This window comes from Parabacteroides sp. PM6-13, assembly GCF_029892605.1.
Lineage (GTDB): Bacteria > Bacteroidota > Bacteroidia > Bacteroidales > Tannerellaceae > QVMG01.
Map to the genome: position 1 here is coordinate 119,756 of NZ_JARXWF010000003.1, position 20,290 is coordinate 140,045.

The 20,290-nt window shown below is 47.0% G+C and carries 17 protein-coding genes; 5 read left to right on the top strand and 12 right to left on the bottom strand.

Annotated elements, in window-relative coordinates; all coding sequences use genetic code 11:
- Positions 1 to 78: 78 nt before the first annotated feature.
- The gene (locus M2134_RS04030; protein ID WP_280758136.1) at positions 79 to 2,112 is read left to right on the top strand and encodes a DUF2264 domain-containing protein; all 2,034 of its coding nucleotides are present in this window, start codon (positions 79 to 81) and stop codon (positions 2,110 to 2,112) included.
- A gap of 133 nt (positions 2,113 to 2,245) precedes the next feature.
- On the opposite strand, the gene M2134_RS04035 is transcribed toward M2134_RS04030, so the two are convergent.
- Positions 2,246 to 2,803 (bottom strand): 30S ribosomal protein S16, encoded by a 558-nt coding sequence (locus M2134_RS04035; protein WP_280758137.1) that lies wholly within the window; start codon positions 2,801 to 2,803, stop codon positions 2,246 to 2,248.
- Between the two features lie 145 nt (positions 2,804 to 2,948).
- Between M2134_RS04035 and M2134_RS04040 the strand changes: the two genes are divergently transcribed.
- Complete coding sequence (locus tag M2134_RS04040) at positions 2,949 to 5,153, top strand: sodium-translocating pyrophosphatase (protein ID WP_280758138.1); 2,205 nt, start codon at positions 2,949 to 2,951, stop codon at positions 5,151 to 5,153.
- 137 nt (positions 5,154 to 5,290) lie between these two features.
- Positions 5,291 to 6,688 carry a Gfo/Idh/MocA family oxidoreductase gene (locus M2134_RS04045; protein ID WP_280750053.1) on the top strand — a complete coding sequence of 466 codons (1,398 nt, stop codon included), beginning with the start codon at positions 5,291 to 5,293 and terminating at the stop codon, positions 6,686 to 6,688.
- Between the two features lie 177 nt (positions 6,689 to 6,865).
- On the opposite strand, the gene kdsB is transcribed toward M2134_RS04045, so the two are convergent.
- Positions 6,866 to 7,615, bottom strand: coding sequence for a 3-deoxy-manno-octulosonate cytidylyltransferase (gene kdsB, locus M2134_RS04050; RefSeq protein WP_280750054.1), 750 nt, complete (start codon positions 7,613 to 7,615; stop codon positions 6,866 to 6,868).
- 73 nt (positions 7,616 to 7,688) lie between these two features.
- Here kdsB and M2134_RS04055 point away from each other — a divergent pair, with 73 nt between their 5' ends.
- Complete coding sequence (locus M2134_RS04055) at positions 7,689 to 8,330, top strand: ATP-binding protein (protein ID WP_280750055.1); 642 nt, start codon at positions 7,689 to 7,691, stop codon at positions 8,328 to 8,330.
- On the opposite strand, the gene M2134_RS04060 is transcribed toward M2134_RS04055, so the two are convergent.
- Entirely contained in the window at positions 8,319 to 9,680 is a 1,362-nt protein-coding gene (locus tag M2134_RS04060; RefSeq protein WP_348525026.1) for an NfeD family protein, read from the bottom strand. The genes M2134_RS04055 and M2134_RS04060 overlap by 12 nt on opposite strands.
- 306 nt (positions 9,681 to 9,986) lie before the next feature.
- Between M2134_RS04060 and M2134_RS04065 the strand changes: the two genes are divergently transcribed.
- The gene (locus M2134_RS04065; RefSeq protein ID WP_280750057.1) at positions 9,987 to 10,493 is read left to right on the top strand and encodes an RNA polymerase sigma factor; all 507 of its coding nucleotides are present in this window, start codon (positions 9,987 to 9,989) and stop codon (positions 10,491 to 10,493) included.
- A gap of 250 nt (positions 10,494 to 10,743) precedes the next feature.
- Here the strand turns inward: M2134_RS04065 and M2134_RS04070 are convergent, their stop codons facing one another.
- The 9 genes from M2134_RS04070 to M2134_RS04110 all read right to left on the bottom strand — a co-directional run bounded on the left by M2134_RS04070 (position 10,744) and on the right by M2134_RS04110 (position 20,271).
- Positions 10,744 to 11,910 (bottom strand): glycosyltransferase, encoded by a 1,167-nt coding sequence (locus tag M2134_RS04070; RefSeq protein WP_280750058.1) that lies wholly within the window; start codon positions 11,908 to 11,910, stop codon positions 10,744 to 10,746.
- A 2-nt stretch (positions 11,911 to 11,912) separates the two neighbouring features.
- The gene (lysA, locus tag M2134_RS04075) at positions 11,913 to 13,070 is read right to left on the bottom strand and encodes a diaminopimelate decarboxylase (RefSeq protein WP_280750059.1); all 1,158 of its coding nucleotides are present in this window, start codon (positions 13,068 to 13,070) and stop codon (positions 11,913 to 11,915) included.
- 70 nt (positions 13,071 to 13,140) lie between these two features.
- Positions 13,141 to 14,463 (bottom strand): aspartate kinase, encoded by a 1,323-nt coding sequence (locus M2134_RS04080; RefSeq protein WP_280750060.1) that lies wholly within the window; start codon positions 14,461 to 14,463, stop codon positions 13,141 to 13,143.
- Positions 14,464 to 14,538: 75 nt separating this feature from the next.
- Positions 14,539 to 15,210: an ATP-binding cassette domain-containing protein gene (locus M2134_RS04085; protein WP_280750061.1), complete on the bottom strand. Its 672-nt coding sequence runs from the start codon at positions 15,208 to 15,210 to the stop codon at positions 14,539 to 14,541.
- A gap of 132 nt (positions 15,211 to 15,342) precedes the next feature.
- A complete protein-coding gene (hisIE, locus tag M2134_RS04090) occupies positions 15,343 to 15,936 on the bottom strand; it encodes a bifunctional phosphoribosyl-AMP cyclohydrolase/phosphoribosyl-ATP diphosphatase HisIE (RefSeq protein ID WP_280750062.1) in 594 nt (197 codons plus the stop codon).
- A 26-nt stretch (positions 15,937 to 15,962) separates the two neighbouring features.
- On the bottom strand, positions 15,963 to 16,715 hold the full coding sequence (hisF, locus tag M2134_RS04095) for an imidazole glycerol phosphate synthase subunit HisF (protein WP_280750063.1): 753 nt from the start codon (positions 16,713 to 16,715) through the stop codon (positions 15,963 to 15,965).
- A 104-nt stretch (positions 16,716 to 16,819) separates the two neighbouring features.
- The gene (gene hisA, locus M2134_RS04100) at positions 16,820 to 17,539 is read right to left on the bottom strand and encodes a 1-(5-phosphoribosyl)-5-[(5-phosphoribosylamino)methylideneamino]imidazole-4-carboxamide isomerase (RefSeq protein WP_280750064.1); all 720 of its coding nucleotides are present in this window, start codon (positions 17,537 to 17,539) and stop codon (positions 16,820 to 16,822) included.
- Positions 17,536 to 18,126 (bottom strand): imidazole glycerol phosphate synthase subunit HisH, encoded by a 591-nt coding sequence (gene hisH / locus M2134_RS04105; protein WP_280750065.1) that lies wholly within the window; start codon positions 18,124 to 18,126, stop codon positions 17,536 to 17,538. The genes hisA and hisH overlap by 4 nt, the downstream gene beginning before the upstream one ends.
- 696 nt (positions 18,127 to 18,822) lie before the next feature.
- The gene (locus M2134_RS04110) at positions 18,823 to 20,271 is read right to left on the bottom strand and encodes an alpha-L-fucosidase (RefSeq protein ID WP_280750066.1); all 1,449 of its coding nucleotides are present in this window, start codon (positions 20,269 to 20,271) and stop codon (positions 18,823 to 18,825) included.
- Between the last annotated feature and the right edge of the window lie 19 nt (positions 20,272 to 20,290).

Here is a 20,290-nt window from a genome sequence, read left to right on the forward strand (position 1 = left end):
CGAAACAGGCTGAAGATATTTATTTTTCTTTTTATATACTCCGTTGGGAGTGACTTATTACTCTAATAACTTATTTTTATGAACTCTAAATCATTTTTGGTAGCCCTCGCGGGCTTTGCACTCGCTGTCTGTGTTACCTCCTGTAACGACAAACAGGCTGCGAATCAATCCACAAACGTAGAAAACACGTTTCAGTTACAACAGCCGGACTATACCCTTAGTCCCAAGACAGGCATGACCCGTCGGCATTGGGTCGATGCGGCGGAATACTTGTTAGAAGGGGCGTTTACTTATATCCATAGCTTGGATGATCCGATGAAATTTCCCAAACAACACGACAAAACCTATCCGCAAAACGAAGGACAGGTGCCGACCGAGAAATTGGAAGGGCTCTGTCGTACACTGTTTGTGGCTGCCCCGCTTTTGCGGGAAAGGCCGGACCTGGTCTTGAACAATATCAAGGTGGCCGATTATTATCGTCATCAGCTGTTGAACCTGATCGACCCGGATAGCCCGAGCTTTATCCGCCACCGGGCACCCAACGGAGGCCCCAGCCAGATATTGGTTGAGTTCGGCGCATTGGCTATTTCGCTCTCGGTGATTCCTGAAATATTATGGGAGCCGTTGAGTCAGGAGCAGAAAGACGCGCTTGCCGCTACGATGATCAGCTATGGCGATGGCCCGACGGTTGATTCCAACTGGCGCTTTTTCAACATCTTTGTCTTGAGTTTTTTCAAAGACCAGGGCTATGAGGTGAACGAAGAGCGATTGATCGAAAACCTGGATAAGGCGTTGGCTTTTTATCGTGGCGAAGGATGGTATAACGATGCGCCGGCGTACGATTATTATAGTATGTGGGCTTTTCAGATGTATGGCCCGGTATGGTCGAAGCTGTATGGTGAGAAATATTATCCCGAATACGCCCGGCGGTTTATGTCGAACCTGAGGGATATCGTCGATAACTATCCCTATATGTTCAACCGCGATGGGCAGATGAATATGTGGGGACGTAGCATTCCCTACCGCTTTGCCTCGGTGGTTCCCCTTGCTCTGTTGGGTTATTTCGACGATCCAGCTGCGATCAATTACGGCTGGATGCGCCGGATTGCTTCGAGCACCATGTTGCAATTCCTGCAAAACCCCGATATGATGGAAGATCATGTGCCGACCTTGGGCTTCTATAAGGCATTCGAACCGGCTACTCAAATCTATAGTTGCCGCGGTAGCGTGTACTGGTGTGGCAAGGTGTTTTTGGCGCTTCTTCTTCCGGAGGATAATATTTTCTGGACTGCGAAAGAAAATAATGGAGCTTGGGAAGAGGAGCTGAAACCGGGTCAGGTGTATAATAAGTTCCAACCGGCCACCAACCTGATGATTACTGATTATCCCAACTCAGGTGGCGCGGAGATGCGTTCCTGGTGTCATGAAACGGTTGCGCGCGACTGGCAGAAGTTCCGTAGCAGCGAGAACTACAATAAACTGGCCTATCATACGGAGTTTCCCTGGATGGCCGATGGCAAAGAGGGCGAGGTGTCGATGAATTATGCTGTCCGGAATGACAAAGGGGCGTGGGAGGTGCTTCGCCTGTATACCTTCAAGAGCTTTGAAGATGGCATATATCGTCGGGATGCCGTGTTGGAAACGAACCAAGAGGTGCGCTTCCAGCTGGCGGATATCCTGCTTCCGGATGGTGTGTTGCGTGTGGACAAGGTGACGACGCCTGTGGCAACCGATATTCGCTTGGGGCATTACTCGCTGCCCGAACTGGGGAAAGCCATCGCGGAGAAGAATCAGAAGGTGAAGGAATACGATGCGCATATCATTGACAATGGTGCCTATCAATTAGCATTGATTCCCTTGGTAGGCTGGCAGGAGACTGTAGCCGCCTATCCCGAAGGACTGCACCCGGTGAGCGATCGCTGCGCTACCCTGATGGCTACCGACCGGATCGAACAGGAGGCTATCTATGTGACGCTTCAATTATGGAAAAAAGGCGATAAGGCATTTACTTCCACAGAATTAAGTCCGGTCAAAGAGGTAACGGTCTCTTCTGATAAGAAGCAGGTGGAGATTGTTTTTCGTGATGGGACGACGAAAACGGTTGAATTCTGAACCGGGATTTCGCTGATTTAGGGATTTTCTTGATTAGATTTCCCAATCAGCGTAATCCAGGTTCAAAATAAAAAGGGATGATATCTTGCGATACCATCCCTTTTATCTTTTCCTTTGAAGGAAAGCCGTAGAATTACTCTGCGCTTTCTGCAGCAGGAGCTTCTTCTGCCACCTCTTCGGCCGGAGCCTCTTCGGTTGCTTCGGCAGCTGCTTCAGCAGCTGCAGCCGCTAATTCGGCTTTCTTCTTAGCTACTTCTTCTGCTTTTGCTTTGTTCACCTCCTGCTCAGCTTGCAAACGAGCTTTGGCGTCTGCTTTCGCAGCTTCGCGCTCTTTGTCTTTGATAGCTTGAGTAGCAGATTGTTTGTCGCGCAACCAAGCCTGGAACTTCTGTTCTGCAGCAGCTTCGTCGAACGCGCCTTTTTTTACTCCTTCCAAAAGATGTTTTTTCAGTAATACACCTTCGTGAGAAAGGATATTACGAACTGTGTCAGTAGGTTGTGCACCCACTTGTAACCAATACAAAGCTCTCTCGAAATTCAAATCTATTGTAGCAGGATTAGTGTTCGGATTATAAGAACCTACCCTTTCAATAAACTTTCCATCACGTGGAGCCCTGCTGTCTGCGACAACGATCTGGTAAAAAGCATAGTTTTTACGACCGCGTCTTTGCAATCTTAACTTTGTTGCCATGTTTGAATAATTAATTTAAGCTGTTTGTATTAGCGGGTGCAAAGATAAGAAAAAAGTTATTAGAAAATCTCTTTACGTTTAGTTTTATTTCTTATATTTACGCGTAGAGACCGCATTTTCATAACCTTTATATAAAACTACTGCTATGATTACTCCTATTTTCTGGGTTATCCCTATCGCTTCGGTCGTGGCTCTCCTTTTTGCCTGGTACTTTTTTAGGCAAATGATGAAAGAGAGCGAAGGTACAGCTACGATGGCAAAGATTGCTTCTTATGTGAGAGAAGGGGCTATGTCTTATCTGAAACAACAATACAAGGTTGTTCTCTTGGTATTTTTAGTGCTAGTTATTCTGTTTGGCTTGATGGCTTATGTGTTTCATGTACAAAACGAATGGGTGCCGATTGCTTTCCTCACCGGCGGATTCTTCTCCGGGTTGGCTGGCTTCTTGGGTATGAAGACTGCCACTTATGCCTCGGCACGTACGGCGAACGCGGCCCGCACCTCTTTGAATCGGGGGCTGCAGGTGGCTTTCCGATCCGGTGCCGTGATGGGCTTAGTAGTTGTCGGATTAGGTCTGTTGGACATCTCTTTCTGGTATTACCTCCTAAACTGGTTTATCCCTGCGGAGATGATGGAGCCGACTCATAAGCTCACGATTATCACGACAACTATGCTGACATTCGGTATGGGCGCCTCCACGCAGGCCTTGTTTGCTCGTGTTGGGGGTGGTATTTATACGAAAGCCGCCGATGTGGGAGCTGACCTGGTGGGCAAGGTAGAAGCCGGCATCCCCGAAGACGACCCGCGTAATCCGGCGACGATAGCCGATAATGTGGGGGACAACGTAGGAGATGTGGCAGGGATGGGTGCTGATCTGTATGAATCGTATTGTGGTTCTATTCTGGCGACAGCTGCTTTGGGAGCAGCTGCTTTTGTCTCTACAGGAAACGTTGAATTACAATACAAAGCCATTATGGCGCCGATGCTGATTGCTGCTGTCGGCATTATCCTCTCTATCCTGGGTATATTTGCTGTCCGAACAAAGGAGGATGCAACAATTAAGCAACTCCTGAAAGCCTTGTCGTTGGGTACGAACCTAAGCTCTGTATTGATCGCCATCTCGACCTTTGGAATTCTTTATCTGTTGGGCATGGATAATTGGTTTTGGATCAGTTGCGCTGTCGTGGTTGGCCTGGTCGTGGGCATCGTCATCGGGCAGTCGACCGAATATTTTACTTCCCAGTCCTACAAACCGACTCAACGCGTATCGGCTGCCGGGCAAACGGGGCCTGCTACGGTTATTATCTCCGGCTTGGGCTTGGGTATGCTTTCTACGGCTATGCCTGTGTTAGCGGTTGTGGTTGGTATCATCTGCGCTTTCTTGTTCGCCTCCGGCTTTGATTTTGCGAATGTCGGCATGGGGTTGTATGGTATTGGCATTGCGGCGGTCGGCATGTTGTCGACACTGGGTATCACCTTGGCTACTGATGCCTATGGGCCTATCGCGGACAATGCGGGTGGGAATGCGGAGATGGCCGGCTTAGGCCCGGAGGTACGCAAACGCACCGACGCCTTGGATTCGTTAGGCAATACCACCGCTGCCACAGGCAAAGGTTTTGCCATCGGCTCGGCGGCATTGACGGGGCTGGCCTTGTTGGCCTCCTATATCGAAGAGATCAAGATAGGACTGATTCGTCTGGGAGAAAATACTTTGGCTATGGCCGACGGGCGTTTGCTTGAAACGGCGAAAGCATCGTTTACCGACTTTATGTATTATTACGATGTGACCCTGATGAACCCCAAAGTATTGTCCGGTATTTTCATCGGCTCCATGATGGCCTTCCTGTTCTGCGGGCTTACGATGAATGCCGTCGGGCGCGCTGCAGCCAAGATGGTGGAAGAGGTGCGTCGACAATTTCGCGAGATAAAAGGCATATTGACGGGAGAGGCTGAGCCTGATTATGCCCGTTGTGTGGAAATTTCCACCAAAGGAGCACAACGGGAAATGGTTGTTCCTTCGGTATTGGCTATTGTTGCGCCAATCGTTACCGGATTGATTTTTGGGGTGACGGGTGTTATTGGTTTATTGATTGGTGGATTGAGTACAGGTTTTGTCTTGGCTATCTTCATGGCGAATGCCGGAGGGGCGTGGGATAATGCCAAGAAATATGTTGAGGAGGGTAACTTCGGCGGGAAGGGGCTCGATTGCCATAAGGCGACTGTCGTAGGAGATACGGTGGGCGATCCGTTTAAGGATACGTCGGGGCCTAGTCTGAATATATTGATTAAACTCATGAGTATGGTGGCTATTGTGATGGCCGGATTGACCGTTGCCTGGAGTGTTTTTTAGGATTTATTGAAAATCTTGCTCTCTGTACTATGTTTGAAACAATTTTTTTAATATGTTTGAACATCGAAAAAGTATGGATAAGTAAAACAACACGATTATACATTTATTAATACCTAAAAAACAACACAACAAAGAAAATGAGTAGAGAAGTAAATCCTATGTCAAGACGGAAGTTCCTGGCATCAACCGGCGCACTCACCGGCGCGGCTTTGTTATCATCAGCTCCTATCAGTGCTAGTACAAACGAATCTCCAATTGCTGCCCCTGTGCAGAACGGCCCTAAGCTGCGAGTAGCTTTGGTGGGTACCGGCTCGAGAGGGAACAGTATGTGGGGTCGCGACCTGGTACGTAACTATTCCGATTACCTGACCTTCGTCGGTTTGTGCGATAAGAATGAAGGCCGTGTATTGACCGGTAAAGAGATGATCGGCGCCGACTGTCCTACGTATACTGATTTTGAAAAGATGATGCGGGAAACGAAACCCGATCTGTTGATTGTGACAACGATGGACAGCACGCACCATGAGTTTATCATCAAAGGTATGGAGATGGGCGCTGATGTGATCACCGAAAAACCATTGACGACCGACGAGCAGAAGGTACAAGCGATCCTGGATGCTGAGAAGCGCACGGGAAAGAATTGCCGTATCACGTTCAACTACCGCTATTCTCCGCATCGCGCAAAGATGTGGGAATTGATCCGTAATGGTGAGATTGGCGAACTTACATCTGTTGATTTCCATTGGTATCTCGATACCTCACACGGAGCAGATTATTTCCGTCGCTGGCACCGATTGGTGGAATGCGGAGGTTCGCTTTGGGTACATAAGGCAAGTCATCACTTTGACCTGTTGAACTGGTGGATCGATAGTGACCCGGAAACTGTTTTCGCTTTGGGCGATTTGGAACATTATGGAAAGAATGGCCCCTACCGGGCAGAGAATTGCCGTACCTGCTCACATACGAAAGAGTGTAAGTTCTATTGGGACATTATGAAGAACCCGACGAACGTGAAGCTCTATGTAGAGAATGAGAAGTATGACGGCTACCTGCGCGACGGATGTGTGTTCCGGAATGATGTGAATATTTTCGATAAGATGGCTGCTACCATTAAATATAAGAACGGTGTACAGGTGTCATATTCATTGACAGCTTACTCTCCTTATGAGGGTTATCGTATCGCGTTTAATGGCACGAAGGGCCGTATCGACGCCTGGATCCAGGAATCACGCGCGGTATCGGATGTGAATTATGACGAGATTGTCTTGTTCAAGAATTTTGGTCGCCGTGAATATATCCATGTACCGTTTGGTACATCCGGTCATGGTGGTGGAGATAAATTGTTGAAAGACCAGATCTTCCTTCCGAATATAGAAGACCCGTTCAAGCAATGTGCCAGCGTACGCGACGGCGCCTTGGCTTGTTTGGTGGGTATCGCTGCTCGTAAGAGTATCGCTTCGAAGCAGGCAGTCAATATTGCCGACCTGACATCGATCAAGCCGGTGGCGAAGAAAGAGTATAAGCGGATACGCTAACATGTAGAAGTCAGAGAAGTTAAAGAAGTAAGAAGTTAAGAAGTTAAGAAATCAGAGAAGCAAGAAGCCTGACCTCTAAACTTCTTTAACTTCTTTAACTTCTTGACTTCTCGCTTCTTTAACTTCTTAACTTCTTAACTTCTCTGACTTCTGACTTCTTCTTAAGCCGCAACGCGACTACAACAGCCCCAACGCCTTTTCCATATCTTCCGGCGTATCTATGCCTATGGTTTCGTGGTGGCTGATGCCTGCTTTGATGCGGTAACCATTCTCTAACCAGCGCAGTTGTTCGAGGCTCTCGGCTATTTCCAAAGGCGATTGCGGCAATAGGGTGATCTCCCGCAATACGTTAGCCCGGTAAGCATATAGCCCGATATGTTTATAATAGGTATGGTTGACCAGCCATTCCTCGTGATGTTTTCCACGCAGGTAGGGGATAACCGAACGACTGAAATACATAGCTTCGTTATTCCTGTTTAATACAACCTTCGGGGTATTGGGATTGAACAGGGCCTGTTCGAAGTCGTCTTCTTTATGGAATGGTTTGACTAAAGTCGCAATATCCACTCCGTTATCGTCAAAACATTCTTTCAATGTCTCGATCTGGTTCGGATGAATAAAAGGTTCATCTCCCTGGATATTAACTACAATATCATATCCTTGGCCTACCTTGGTATAGGCTTCATAACATCGGTCGGTTCCGCTTTTGTGTTGATCGGAGGTCATAACCACCTCGCCGCCGAATCGTGCTACGGCTTCGGCAATGCGGTTATCATCCGTAGCTACACACACCTTTTCCAATACCTGGGATACCTGTTCATATACCCGTTGTATCATAGGCTTACCTTTCATGTCAGCCAGGGGTTTTCCTGGGAAACGGGTCGACGCATAGCGCGCCGGAATGATTCCAATGAATTTCTCTTTCATGACAGCTCTCTTTTTTATTGCTTGGCAAAGTTATCTATTTAATTTATTTTTGCCCTCAAATAGAAACCGTAAGATGAAATCCCATCCCATATTGTCGTTAATTGCAGAAGGCGAGCATCAGCAGCTTGATTTTAAGTTCGAGGTGAGCGATAGCAAGAAGATTGCCCGCACCCTCTGTGCCTTTGCCAATACCGATGGAGGAAGGCTGTTGATTGGTGTGAAAGATAATGGCGTGATTGCCGGTGTCCGCAGCGAAGAAGAGTATTATATGATCGAGGCGGCCTCAACGATGTACACCCGCCCTGTCGTCCCATTCGAGGCTACCCGCTGGGATATACAAGGGAAAACGGTCTTGGAGATCTATATTGCCCCCAGTTCGGAGAAGCCGCATAGCGCTCCCGATAAAGAGGATAAATACAAGGCCTACATACGCGTGGCCGATGAAAACATATTGGCCAATGAGGTCTTGATGCTTTCCTGGAAGAAAAAAGGTATGCAAGAGGGCACCCTATTGAGGCTGAGTAAGCCGGTAGAGATCTTGTTTCATTGGCTGGATGCGCATACCTATATACATATAAACCAATTTTGTCGCTTGGCTCATATCAACTATTATACGGCACGAAACATCCTCAGTGATCTGATGGCATTGAATGTGCTTCGCTACCATGTGGTGGATAAGCGCATTGTCTATCAACGCGTGGCGTCAACCGATTGAGACAACATACACCTGGGCGTTCTCAAAACGCACCACCCGCACCGGTGTTCCTTTTTCGATGAAGCCCAATTCCGATACGCCATCATAATGCTCTCCGTCGATCTCAACCTTGCCGGCCGGACGAAGTACGGTAGCAGCCACGCCCTCTTTTCCTATCATATTATCCAAAGCAAGGCTGGATACCGACTCTTCCAGATCGGTATGAAGGGCAACCCGCCGGAACAGGCTGTTTTTGTGTCCGATCCGACTCGATAGCCACAGCATAGCCACAAAGGCAAAGGTAATCCCCATCAGAACGGTTAACGCCGCTCGGCCGGAGTCGGCGGAGGTGACTCTTTCAAAGTCGAAATAGAAGTTGTCGAGCAGGCTCATGGTTAAGCCTGCGATTACGCTGATGATTCCCGCGATACCGGTCACTCCGAAGCCGGGAATGACAAACACCTCTACGGCAATCAGGATAAGGCCGATTATAAATAATAGAATCTCCCAGTTTTGCGCCAGTCCGTCTATATACAGAGGGGCGAAATATAAAATAGCCGCTGCAATCGCGGCGATTGTTGGGAATCCGACTCCCGGTGTCTGAAGTTCAAAATAAATCCCGCCGATAATCACTAAGATCAATAGTGATTGAAGTACAGGACTCATCAGGAATCCTTTCAGATTATCGAACCAGGAGGGGGTGTATTTCTTTATTTCATAGGTGGGGTAACCAATGAATTCGGTGATCACCTCATCCACCGTCTCGGCAATGCCGTCGCAGTAGCCCCATTTCATAGCCTCCTCGGCTGTTAAGGTTAACACCTTGCCGCTGTCACTCACACCGGGTACTACGGTGCGCTCGTCGACCATTGCCTCTGCGATCAATGGGTCGCGCTTCCATTTGTATATAGTATCGCCGTTTTGTATGATCGTGTCCTTTCCATGCGCCTCGGCCGTCGAGCGAATCATCGAACGCATATACGACTGGTACTTGTCGGGCAGTATCTCACCCGTTTGGTTCACTACAGAGGCCGCGCCGATATTGGCTCCCTTGCGCATATAGATCTTTTCGCAGGCGATAGAAATCAACGCACCTGCTGAGGCTGCATTGTTATCGATAAAGACATACACCGGAATGGGACTGTAGAGAATGGCCGTTCGCATGGAATCGGCCGCCTCCAATAACCCTCCATAGGTATTCATATGGATCAGGATAGCATCAGCCTCCATTTCGCGTGCTTCTGTCAGCCCATTGTGCAGGTACAACTGCGTGGTGTTGTCGATCTCTTTTTTTATATCAATCGTGTACACCGTTTTTTGCTTGTCCGTTTGCCCTGTTTTTGCAAAAATGGCAAATGGAAAGGCAGATATGAAAATAAATAATACGATAAGAACTTGTTTTCTGTCCATTGAATATCAAATGATGCGTTATTAAACTTGTATTATATGTTCATTCTGTTGAAGAATCTGAAAGTCGCTACATGCGCGTGTTGTGAAATGTGCTTATTTTAGGAATTTTAGGTGTAAAACAGCTAAAATTCTATTTTATATATTAATATTTTGAAAACACCAGACTTATTCATAATAAAAGTGCTATATTTGTGTAGAAACAAAACGAAAAGAGAAATAAACCAAGCCAAACTTTTCGCAATTATTAATCAAATAAAACTTTAGGTTATGAACGCGTTGCAATTTCAGAAAAAATTATTGAGCATGCAAGAAAACATGATGAATTTTGCGTTAATGTTAACTGCAGACCGTGACGATGCTCAGGATTTGATGCAGGACACAACGCTGAAGGTTTTGAACAATCAGGAGAAATTCGTAGACAATGTGAATTTCAAAGGGTGGGTCTTAACCGTCATGCGCAACCTCTTCATCAACAATTATCACAAAATCGTGAGAACCCAAACAATCATCGACCAAAACGCTGATTTGTATAATTTGGACGTCATCAATGATGCCGGTATCGACAGCCCGGATGGAGCTTACCGTATTCAGGAGATCACCAAAGCGATTGACGCTTTGGAAGAAGATCTGCGGATTCCCTTCTCCTTGTATTTGAGTGGTTTCAAATACCATGAGATTGCTGAAAAATTGGCATTGCCTCTTGGTACCATCAAGAGCCGCATCTATTTCGCCCGTCAGGAGCTACAAGCTGTATTGAAAGATTATAAACGATGATATTTAGAAGCTGTTTTGAATTTTATGAAACAATTTATTATTGCTTATTATTGGGCTTCTTCAGCCTTCTTTTCCGCTTATCCGCGCCTTTGCTTTTAGTCACATAGCTCGCTATGCTCCCAAAAGCAAAGACACAACTAAGCGAAAAATAAGACTAAATAAGCTCCAATAAAATTCAAAACAGCTTCTAAAGCAATCCGATTGCTTTTCTGAAAGACCGTTCTGTAGCGACAGGGCGGTCTTTTGTGTTTTAAGACAGTCGGAAGGTGTAATCGTTTTTCCCTCGGAACATACGGTAGATCCGGATGTAGAGGCCGTGTAGAGGCTGGATGATTTCGAGTAGGAGCAATCCGGCGGTAGTCGGCTTTTGCTGAAGCATTTTGGCCGATTTGTGGAGGATCATGGCTTTTGTGATGAAGCGGATTATGAAAAGTAATCCGGCGAATAGGCTGATGAGCCAGTTGCCCGCGATGCCTATGATGGCAGTGGCGATAACAGCAGCCAGGAAAAGGAAATAGGTCACCTCTTCCATCCGGTAGAAGAATAGTTTGCCTCCTTTGTAGTAGCGTTGCGTAGCGGCACGCGATACCTTCATCTCCCGCCATATCTTATAGCGCTCCACCTCTTGCATTTGCGTGATGCTTTCCGGGTTGTAGACCACCCGGGTGTTTCGCTTGTTGGCCACCTGGTTGATGAAAAGGTCGTCGTCGCCGGCGTGAAGGCTTAGTGTCTTCTGGTATCCTTTGTGTTGGAAGAAGAGTTCTTTCCGATAGGAGAGGTTGCGCCCATTCCCTGTGAAAGGATGATTCTTAAGTGCCGACGAGATATATTGAAGTCCGGATAGTAGGTTGTCGTACGCGATGAGCTGGTGCATAAAGCCACTCTTTTGTTCATACGCGCAAAATCCTAAAGCAATCTCTGTCTTGTCTGTATAGGCATGGGCGAATGAGGCGATCCATGCTGTCGACAGGGGTTTGCAGTTGGCTTCCGTGAATAGGATAATGCTGTTTTTAGCCGCCTTGATACCTACCGTTAGGGCGAGTTTCTTGCGACTGAGGTATTTGACATCTTGCGGAATATAGGTGTGATACAGATGTCCGTATTCCTGCTCGAATGTTTTAAGCACATTGTCACTTTCGTCGGTCGATCCGTCGTTCACGACAATGACTTCATAATCCGGATAGTCCTGCTTAAGCAGTGAAGGGAGATTTTTTTGTAGGTTCTCTGATTCGTTTTTCGCGTATACCACGATTGAAACGGGCGGGTATTGTTTGGTCTCCGGCTGGGTTATTTTCTTTGCTCGGCGCAAGGGACGGGCAAAAGTGACCAGCCAGTAAAGCAATTGGATCATAAAGAAAAAACCAACAATACCGGTCAAAAGGAGTTCAAGCGGAGTAAATACGAATAGATGTTCCATGGTTATAATTCATCCGAATAATAGGCAACAGGTAAACGACGGCAATTGTATTGAGAAGCCATCACCTCTCCATAAGCGCCGGCCGAACGCAAAGCAATCAGGTCGCCACGGTGGGCGCGATTCAGTTCAACCTCTTTCCCAAATACATCCGAAGATTCGCAGATGGGACCGACCACGTCGTATAGTTCAACCTCGTCGTCGTTGCTGATGTTCTCTATGCGGTGATACGCATCGTACATGGCAGGACGGATCAGCTCGGTGAATCCGGCGTCAAGAATAGCAAACTGCTTCACCTCGCCCTTCTTTACATACAAAACCTTTGATATCAGGCTACCGCATTGGGCAACAATGGAACGTCCCGGCTCGAAATGAACCTGTTGTCCCGGACGCACCTGCAAGAGTTTATGGAAGGCGGCAAAATAATTATCGAATGGCGGGATAGGCATATGATTCGGATGATAGTAATCGATGCCCAGTCCTCCTCCGAAATTGATATACTCCACCTGTAATCCTCTTTTCTCTAACTCATCCTGCATCTCATTGAAGCGGATGGCCAGGTTGCGGAAGGCGGAGATATCGGTGATCTGCGAACCAATATGGCTATGGATGCCGATCAGTTTCAGATTATTCAATGTTTTCAGTTGATCAAGTACATCATTCAGCATACTCAGGTTGATGCCGAATTTGTTCTCTTTCATGCCGGTGGTTATCTTGGCATGCGTATGGGCATCCACCTCCGGATTAATGCGAAGCGCGATAGAGGCTGTTTTTCCTTTGGCCGCAGCTATTTCGTTGATGATCTCAAGTTCGACAGCCGACTCCACATTGAAGCAGAAGATATCGTTATCGAGACCTAATTCAATCTCCCAATCGGCCTTCCCTACGCCGGCAAAGACCACTTTGTCAGCCGGAAAACCCGCGTCGAGTGCCGCGCGTATTTCACCGCCACTGACACAATCAGCCCCGAAGCCATGTTCAGCAATGATAGAAAGGATGCGTGGGTTGGCATTGGCCTTGACCGCGTAATGCACATGGTAGCCATACTTGCCAGATTCGGCTTTTACGGTCTCTAATGTCTCTTTCAACAGCGCAATATCGTAATAATAGAAAGGTGTTGGAATCGCTTTGAATTTTTCTGTAGGAAATGTTCCTTTGAGCATAATGAATTGGAAAAGCCCCACCAACCTCCCCCAAGGGGAGGCTTATGAGGCAGTTTATACTATGTTTTATTTAAACCGTAGGGTTGTTGAACAAATGATCGCTTAATGCCTGTAGCGCCTTTTTCTTGTCGTCGGCTTTGATCAACAGGGAAACGTTGTAGTTGCTACCGCCATACGAGATCATACGCACCGGGATATTCTTCAGTGCCTGCACGATGCTGGCCTCGAATCCGATGTTTTCCCAGTCCATATCGCCTACCACACAAACGATCACCATATCGGAGTCAACCGTTACCGTTCCGAATTTCTTCAGATCGTCGATGATCTCTTCCAGGTGTTTGCGGTTGTCGATCGTAACGGATACACCCACTTCCGAGGTGGTCACCATATCGATCGGTGTCTGGTAGTTTTCGAAAATCTCGAATACCTTACGCAGGAAACCGGTGGCTAATAACATACGTCCACTCTTTATCTTGATCGAAGTGATGTTTTCTTTGGCAGCGACCGCTTTGATCTTACCCTTTTCTGTCGCGTTAGAGATCAGTGTGCCGGGTGCTTCCGGTTCCATGGTGTTCAATAGACGTACCGGGATATTATTCAATTTGGCCGGAAGAATACAGGTCGGATGCAGGATCTTGGCTCCGAAATAGGCCAACTCGGCCGCTTCTTCGAAGTGAAGATTGCGAACGGGTGCTGTTTTGTCGACAATACGCGGGTCATTGTTGTGCATACCATCGATATCGGTCCAGATCTGAATCTCTTCCGCAGCGATGGCGGCTCCGATCAAGGACGCGGTATAATCGCTACCTCCGCGTTGCAGGTTATCTATTTCACCATACGCGTTGCGGCAAATATATCCCTGGGTAATAAACAGATCCGCGTTTTTATTCTCTTCAAGTAGTTTGCTGAGTTTCTCTTTGATATAAACCGGATCGGGTTCCGCATTCTTATCCGTACGCATATAATCCAATGCCGGCAGAAGAACTGAGTTAATGCCCTGCTCCTGCAGATACAGATTCATCATACCGGTAGAGATCAATTCGCCCTGCGCCAGGATTACGCGCTCTTCAAACAAGGTGAAGATATCTTTGGTAAAGGTGCGGATATGGTCGAAATGTGTTTTTATCAGTTCTTTGGCTTTCTGTTTATATTCGGGTGTATGATAAAGAGCTTCCACATGGTCATAATATTTCATGGCCAAACGGTTGATAATCTCATTGGCTCCATCCGGATTTTTCTTATACAGATAATCAGATATTTCCACTAATGAGTTGGTTGTACCGGACATGGCTGAGAGGACAACGATATTACGTTCGCCCGCAATCAGTTTTGCTACATCTTGTATTCTCTGTGCTGATCCCACAGAAGTACCGCCAAACTTTAAAACTTTCATTTCCTTCTTTTGTAATTCTTATTAATAATCTTCTCTATGTCAGTCTCTAAAACGCTTGCAAAGTTACATAAAATATTATTCCCCTACATCACTCAGGCAGGCATTCTCGCATTTTACTACACGAGCCGGGTAATTATGTACCAATGTATAGTTGTGCGTGGTCATCATTACCGCTGTCCCTTTCTGGCAGATATCATGCAATAATTGTACGATCTGTCCGCTTGTTTCCGGGTCGAGATTGCCTGTCGGTTCGTCCGCCAGGATCAATTCCGGATGGTTGAGCAGGGCGCGGGCAATCACAATACGCTGCTGTTCGCCGCCCGATAACTCATGAGGCATCTTATACCCCTTGGTTTGCATACCCACCTGTTGCAATACCTCTTCGATGCGGGTGTTGATCTCACTCTTTTTCTTCCAACCGGTGGCTTTGAGGGTAAACTCCAGATTTTTGATCACCGAGCGATCGGTCAACAGCTGGAAGTCCTGAAATACGATACCCAGCTTGCGGCGAAGATAAGGAATATCTTTCCGCTTGAGCTTGCGAAGATCATATCCCATCAGCCAGGCATCGCCCTCTTTGATAGGGATCTCCCCATAGAGCGATTTCAGGAGGCTGCTCTTCCCGGAGCCTACTTTACCAATGATATACACAAACTCCCCATTCTGCAATGTGAAGTTGCAACCACGCAGAATCATATTCTCATCGCGGCTGATCTCTACGTTATCTAATCGGAGTAAAGCGTTCATATTAATGATGAATTATGAATAAAGAATGAAGAATCGAAGATCGCTTAGCCGAAGGCGTAAAGCAATGGAAAAAGAACTAATTGCTTTACGCTTCGCACCAATTCTTCATTCCTCATCCTTCATTCTTCATTCTTATTTATGTCTTTTCTTCAGTTCCTTTGCCAGGTCTTCAATCCGCATGCCTTTGCTGGTAAGCAGGACAATGAGGTGATAGATCATGTCGGAGGCTTCGTAAATAAAGCCTTCGTCGGTTCCATTGGTGGCTTCGATCACTGTTTCCACAGCCTCTTCGCCTACCTTCTGCGCCATGCGGTTTACCCCTTTTTGGAAAAGTGAGGTGGTATAAGAGCCTTCCGGCATCTCCTGCCGACGCACTTCGATAAAGTTCTGCAACTGTTTCAGGAACAATACATCCTCTTCGTTTTTCTCTCCAAAGCAGGTGTCCGTGCCTGTATGGCATACCGGTCCTGCCGGATTGACCTTGATCAACAGGGTGTCATTGTCGCAATCCTCCTTGATCGATACCACCTGCAGGAAGTTTCCGCTGGTTTCCCCTTTCGTCCATAGACACTCGCGGCTGCGGCTGTAAAAGGTTACCTTTCCGGTTTTAACCGTTTTGTCGTAGGCCTCTTGATTCATAAAGCCCAGCATCAACACCTTGCTGGTGTTGTTGTCTTGTATGATAGCAGGGAGTAACCCGTTCAGTTTGTCAAAATCTAATTTCATTCTAATTCATAATTAACAATTCATACTTATCTTACGCAGATACCTTCTTTGCGCAGGTAGTCTTTTAGTTCGCTGATATTGATTTCACCAAAATGGAATACGCTGGCAGCCAATGCCGCGTCTGCCTTCCCCTGGATAAATGTATCTCTGAAATGCTCCATCTTGCCGGCGCCTCCGGATGCGATCACCGGAATATGCAGGCTGTCGGCCAGCGTTGCCAAGGCATCATTGGGATATCCCTCTTTCACACCATCGTGCGTCATGCTGGTAAACAGGATCTCTCCCGCACCCCGGCTCTCCGCTTCGGCTGCCCATTCAAACAGTGTCCGTTCCGTAGGAATGCGCCCTCCGTTGAGGTAGCAAAGCCATCTGTCGTTTTCATAATTGGCATCGATAGCCACCACGCATACCTGACTCCCGAAGTTTTTAGCAATCTCTTCGATCAAAGCGGGATTGCGCAAAGCCGCCGAATTGATCGAAACCTTATCGGCACCGGCATTCAACAGACGATCGACATCCGTTATCTCATAGATCCCACCGCCAACCGTGAAAGGGATACTGATATTAGCCGCCACTTTCCGAACCAGATCCGTGAAGGTCTTGCGCCCCTCATGCGATGCGGTTATATCTAAGAAGACCAACTCGTCGGCTCCCGCTTCGCTGTATTGAGCACCCAGCTCGACCGGGTCTCCCGCGTCACGGAAGTTAACAAAATTAACCCCTTTTACTGTCTTGCCATCTTTTATATCCAGGCATGGGATGATTCGTTTTGCTAACATAATGTCTTTTTTAATGATGAATGAAGAATAAAGAATGAAGAATCGAGGATCGCTTAGCGAAGTGAAGAGGGTGTTTTGAATTCTTCATTCTTCATTCATCATTCTTAATTACTAAAAGCGCTCAGCTCTTTTAGTGTTATCTTCCCTTCATAGATGGCCTTACCGAAAATAACCGCCGGTATCTTGGCCTCCTGTAGTTTCTCTATATCTTTTATCGAGCTGACACCGCCACTGGCAATCACATATACCTCCACCGCTTCACGGATCTCCCGATAGAGATCCACCGCCGGGCCTTGCAGCATACCGTCGCGGCTGATGTCCGTACAGATCACTTTCGTGATGCCTTTATGATGGTATTCCTCGATAAAGGGGATCAATTCCAGCTCCGTATTCTCTTCCCATCCGCTGATAGCAATCTTGCCCTCTTTCGCGTCGGCTCCAAGAATAATACGCTGGCTTCCGTATTTTTCTATCCAGGAGGTAAATACTTCCGGATTTTTAACCGCAATACTGCCACCGGTCACCATCTGCGCGCCACACTCAAACGCAATTTCCAGATCTGCCTCCTGCTTTAACCCACCTCCGAAATCAATCTGAAGGTCGGTGCGCACAGCCAGTTTCTCCAACGTACGGTGGTTGATGATACGTCCCATGCGGGCGCCATCGAGATCGACCACATGCAACCGGCGAATGCCATGATCTTCAAACATCTTGGCTACTTCAAGCGGATCTTCGTTGTAGACCTTCTTCGTACTGTAATCCCCTTGTGTGAGGCGTACGCACTTTCCATCTATTATATCTATGGCAGGAATAAGTTCGATCATATGTTTAGGAAATTTTGTAAAATGAGTTCACCAACAGAACCACTCTTCTCGGGATGAAACTGGGTGGCATAGAAATTACCCTTATGTAGAGCAGCGCTAAAGGGAAGGATATAGTCGGTCGTTGCCGCCGTATGTCTGTTGAGTGGCACATAGTAGCTATGCACAAAATAGACAAACCGGCTTTCCAGATCGGAAGAGAAAAGTTCGCTCTTCACATCTGTAATTGTGTTCCATCCCATATGCGGCACCTTGTCTTCATGCTTTTGTGGAACAAAGCGTTTCACCTCCGCGTCGAATATACCCAGGCAATCTGTATCACCCTCTTCCGAATAGCGACACATCAGCTGCATCCCCAGGCAAATGCCCAATACAGGCTGCTTCAGTTCACGTATAAGCTTATCCAAATGGTTGGCTTTCAGGTGTTCCATAGTCGTAAAAGCCTCGCCTACACCCGGGAAGATCACCTTGTCGGCCTTTCGGATCACCTCGTGATCGGCGGTGATCGTAGGAGTAACCCCTATGCGTTTCAATGCGTAGTCAACAGAATAAATATTTCCGGCATTGTATTTGATAATGGCTACTTCCATTGCTTTTTATCTTTAAATCGACCGCAAAAGTAACAAATTATCATGAGATATCGTCGTTTACTATCAATAAACTACCTGTATAACGAAAAATTGCACAATCTCCTTTTGAGGGAGCGTCCACGTATTGGCTGGAAGGAAGGGGGGGAATAGTGGGTAGTGGGGAATTAGCAAAATGTCAAAAACGCCCGAGAAATTTTCCGAAAACGACGGGGTATTTTAAATTACCCGCAGGAGTAACACTTTTTAACGTATCATATTGTAAAGCAAAACCACGATTTTGCTTACACTTTGTATTTTTAACAGACCGAAGATCCGCGCCACCCTGGGATTCCATAGATATATATAAATGAGTTCTGAATCGAAGATCGGCCTTAGCCAAAGAACGAAAGAAAAATCCACTATTCACAGGCGCTATCAGCATATATCCTATCATACTATCTATCGTTCCTTCAGAACTCGACTGCTATAATGCCATGATACCCAGGGTGGCGCAGACTTTCAGTCTGCTTACCCGTGGGCTAAGTCTTCGTCCCGCTGGGACTCAGCCCTTCGGGCTCGTGACCTTCAGTCTTATAAATAAAGTCAAACATAGTGTTATATGCACCATCTGTGCCAACATCTCCTTCTCCTTTCTCCCCTCTTCTCCCCTCTCCTCCCACTTGAACATTAGACCTGTGTAATCTATGCAAAAAAGCCTTATGTCTTGGCTTGTTGATAGCTTCCTTTGTCGGTTGAATTATCTTTCAAATCCAATACAATGACAAATGGTTGGTCAGTTTGATGGTTTTCCGGGATCGAAATATAAAAGATCCGCTCGTTTTGTTTGTTGCGTCCTCCGTCGATCACAGGCATCTCTTTCTGACCATCCAGGAAGTATGCCTTCTCGGGAATGGATCCGCCACGCGGGAAAACGGTTTTCAGTTTTTTACTGATGGAGGGGTTGAATACAATCATATAGACTTTATTCCCTTTTTGGGTGTAATAGCCCCATCCTTGTTTTTCTAACCCTGCATGCTCTGCGCCATAAATGGCTTCGTGATTGATTTTCATCCATTCGCCTATTTCTTTGGCTAACTGAGTCTCTTCCGGGCGAATATTGCCTTTTCCGTCGGGACCGAAGTTTAAGACAAAGTTCCCATTCATCGAAACGGCGTGTGCCATCATTTCAATCAGGTCATAGGATGTCTTCACATAACCTCTCCAATCGGAATGGTAACCCCATTGATTTTCCGGCACGGTCATGACACAATCCCAATCGACTCCATTCAAATCTGCCATGGTTTTGGGTAGGTCGCGTTCCCAGGTTTGGTCGTAGTCGTCGATCAGGTCGCCATTGGTGTCGTAATGACGTTTGCCATTTTCGTCGGCACGGAAACGGCTACCAATCACCAAGCCGGGTTTCATAGCCCGAAGCTCTTTCCCCAGTTCGTCGACCCAGGCAGCCTCTTCGATCCAGGCCTTGTCCCAGGAGCCGTCGAACCATAAACCTTTCACAGTGGGGTAGTTGGTCAGTAGCTCTTTTAGTTGATTGGCGGTGAAGGTAAGAAACTCTCCATAGTTATCTTTATCCTGTTTCGTCTGGGGAGGGGCGGAACGATAGCCGGGATGATTCCAGTCGATAATAGAAAAGTAAAGATGCACATCGATCCCTTCCGCGTTGTAGGCATCGACAATTTCTTTGACGATATCTTTTTTATACGGGCTGTTGGCGATGGTGTAATCGGTGTATTTGCTTGGCCAAAGGCAGAATCCGTCATGGTGTTTGGTCGTAAAGATCAGGTATTTCACGCCCATCTCTTTCGCCATCTTTGCCCAGGCTTTTGCATCAAAGTCAGTCGGGTTAAATTCTTTGTAGAGGGAGTCGTAAGCCGCTTTGGGCATCTCTTTCCAGGAACGGATCCATTCGGCTGCTCCGGTATAGAATTTACCTTCCCAATGACCACCGGGGATGGCATATACGCCCCAATGGATAAACTGCCCCAAGCCATGTTCGCGCCATTGTTGCATGTCCGCATCCGTGCGTTTCCCAATGCGGTGCGCGCCATGTTCCAGGGCTATGGATTCACGTTTTTGCTGCGCCAAACTCTCGCCTGTTCCATAAAGAAACAGGCAGGCAACGAGTAAAAATAAATGTCTCTTTTTCATTTAAATGATGTGTTTAGAT

What these genes read in the sequence shown, in the direction of transcription:
- M2134_RS04030 (WP_280758136.1), top strand. Translation starts at nt 79, where the DNA reads ATGAACTCTAAATCATTTTTGGTAGCCCTCGCGGGCTTTGCACTCGCT.
- M2134_RS04035 (WP_280758137.1), bottom strand. Translation starts at nt 2,803, where the DNA reads ATGGCAACAAAGTTAAGATTGCAAAGACGCGGTCGTAAAAACTATGCT.
- M2134_RS04040 (WP_280758138.1), top strand. Translation starts at nt 2,949, where the DNA reads ATGATTACTCCTATTTTCTGGGTTATCCCTATCGCTTCGGTCGTGGCT.
- M2134_RS04045 (WP_280750053.1), top strand. Translation starts at nt 5,291, where the DNA reads ATGAGTAGAGAAGTAAATCCTATGTCAAGACGGAAGTTCCTGGCATCA.
- kdsB (WP_280750054.1), bottom strand. Translation starts at nt 7,615, where the DNA reads ATGAAAGAGAAATTCATTGGAATCATTCCGGCGCGCTATGCGTCGACC.
- M2134_RS04055 (WP_280750055.1), top strand. Translation starts at nt 7,689, where the DNA reads ATGAAATCCCATCCCATATTGTCGTTAATTGCAGAAGGCGAGCATCAG.
- M2134_RS04065 (WP_280750057.1), top strand. Translation starts at nt 9,987, where the DNA reads ATGAACGCGTTGCAATTTCAGAAAAAATTATTGAGCATGCAAGAAAAC.
- M2134_RS04070 (WP_280750058.1), bottom strand. Translation starts at nt 11,910, where the DNA reads ATGGAACATCTATTCGTATTTACTCCGCTTGAACTCCTTTTGACCGGT.
- lysA (WP_280750059.1), bottom strand. Translation starts at nt 13,070, where the DNA reads ATGCTCAAAGGAACATTTCCTACAGAAAAATTCAAAGCGATTCCAACA.
- M2134_RS04080 (WP_280750060.1), bottom strand. Translation starts at nt 14,463, where the DNA reads ATGAAAGTTTTAAAGTTTGGCGGTACTTCTGTGGGATCAGCACAGAGA.
- M2134_RS04085 (WP_280750061.1), bottom strand. Translation starts at nt 15,210, where the DNA reads ATGAACGCTTTACTCCGATTAGATAACGTAGAGATCAGCCGCGATGAG.
- hisIE (WP_280750062.1), bottom strand. Translation starts at nt 15,936, where the DNA reads ATGAAATTAGATTTTGACAAACTGAACGGGTTACTCCCTGCTATCATA.
- hisF (WP_280750063.1), bottom strand. Translation starts at nt 16,715, where the DNA reads ATGTTAGCAAAACGAATCATCCCATGCCTGGATATAAAAGATGGCAAG.
- hisA (WP_280750064.1), bottom strand. Translation starts at nt 17,539, where the DNA reads ATGATCGAACTTATTCCTGCCATAGATATAATAGATGGAAAGTGCGTA.
- hisH (WP_280750065.1), bottom strand. Translation starts at nt 18,126, where the DNA reads ATGGAAGTAGCCATTATCAAATACAATGCCGGAAATATTTATTCTGTT.
- M2134_RS04110 (WP_280750066.1), bottom strand. Translation starts at nt 20,271, where the DNA reads ATGAAAAAGAGACATTTATTTTTACTCGTTGCCTGCCTGTTTCTTTAT.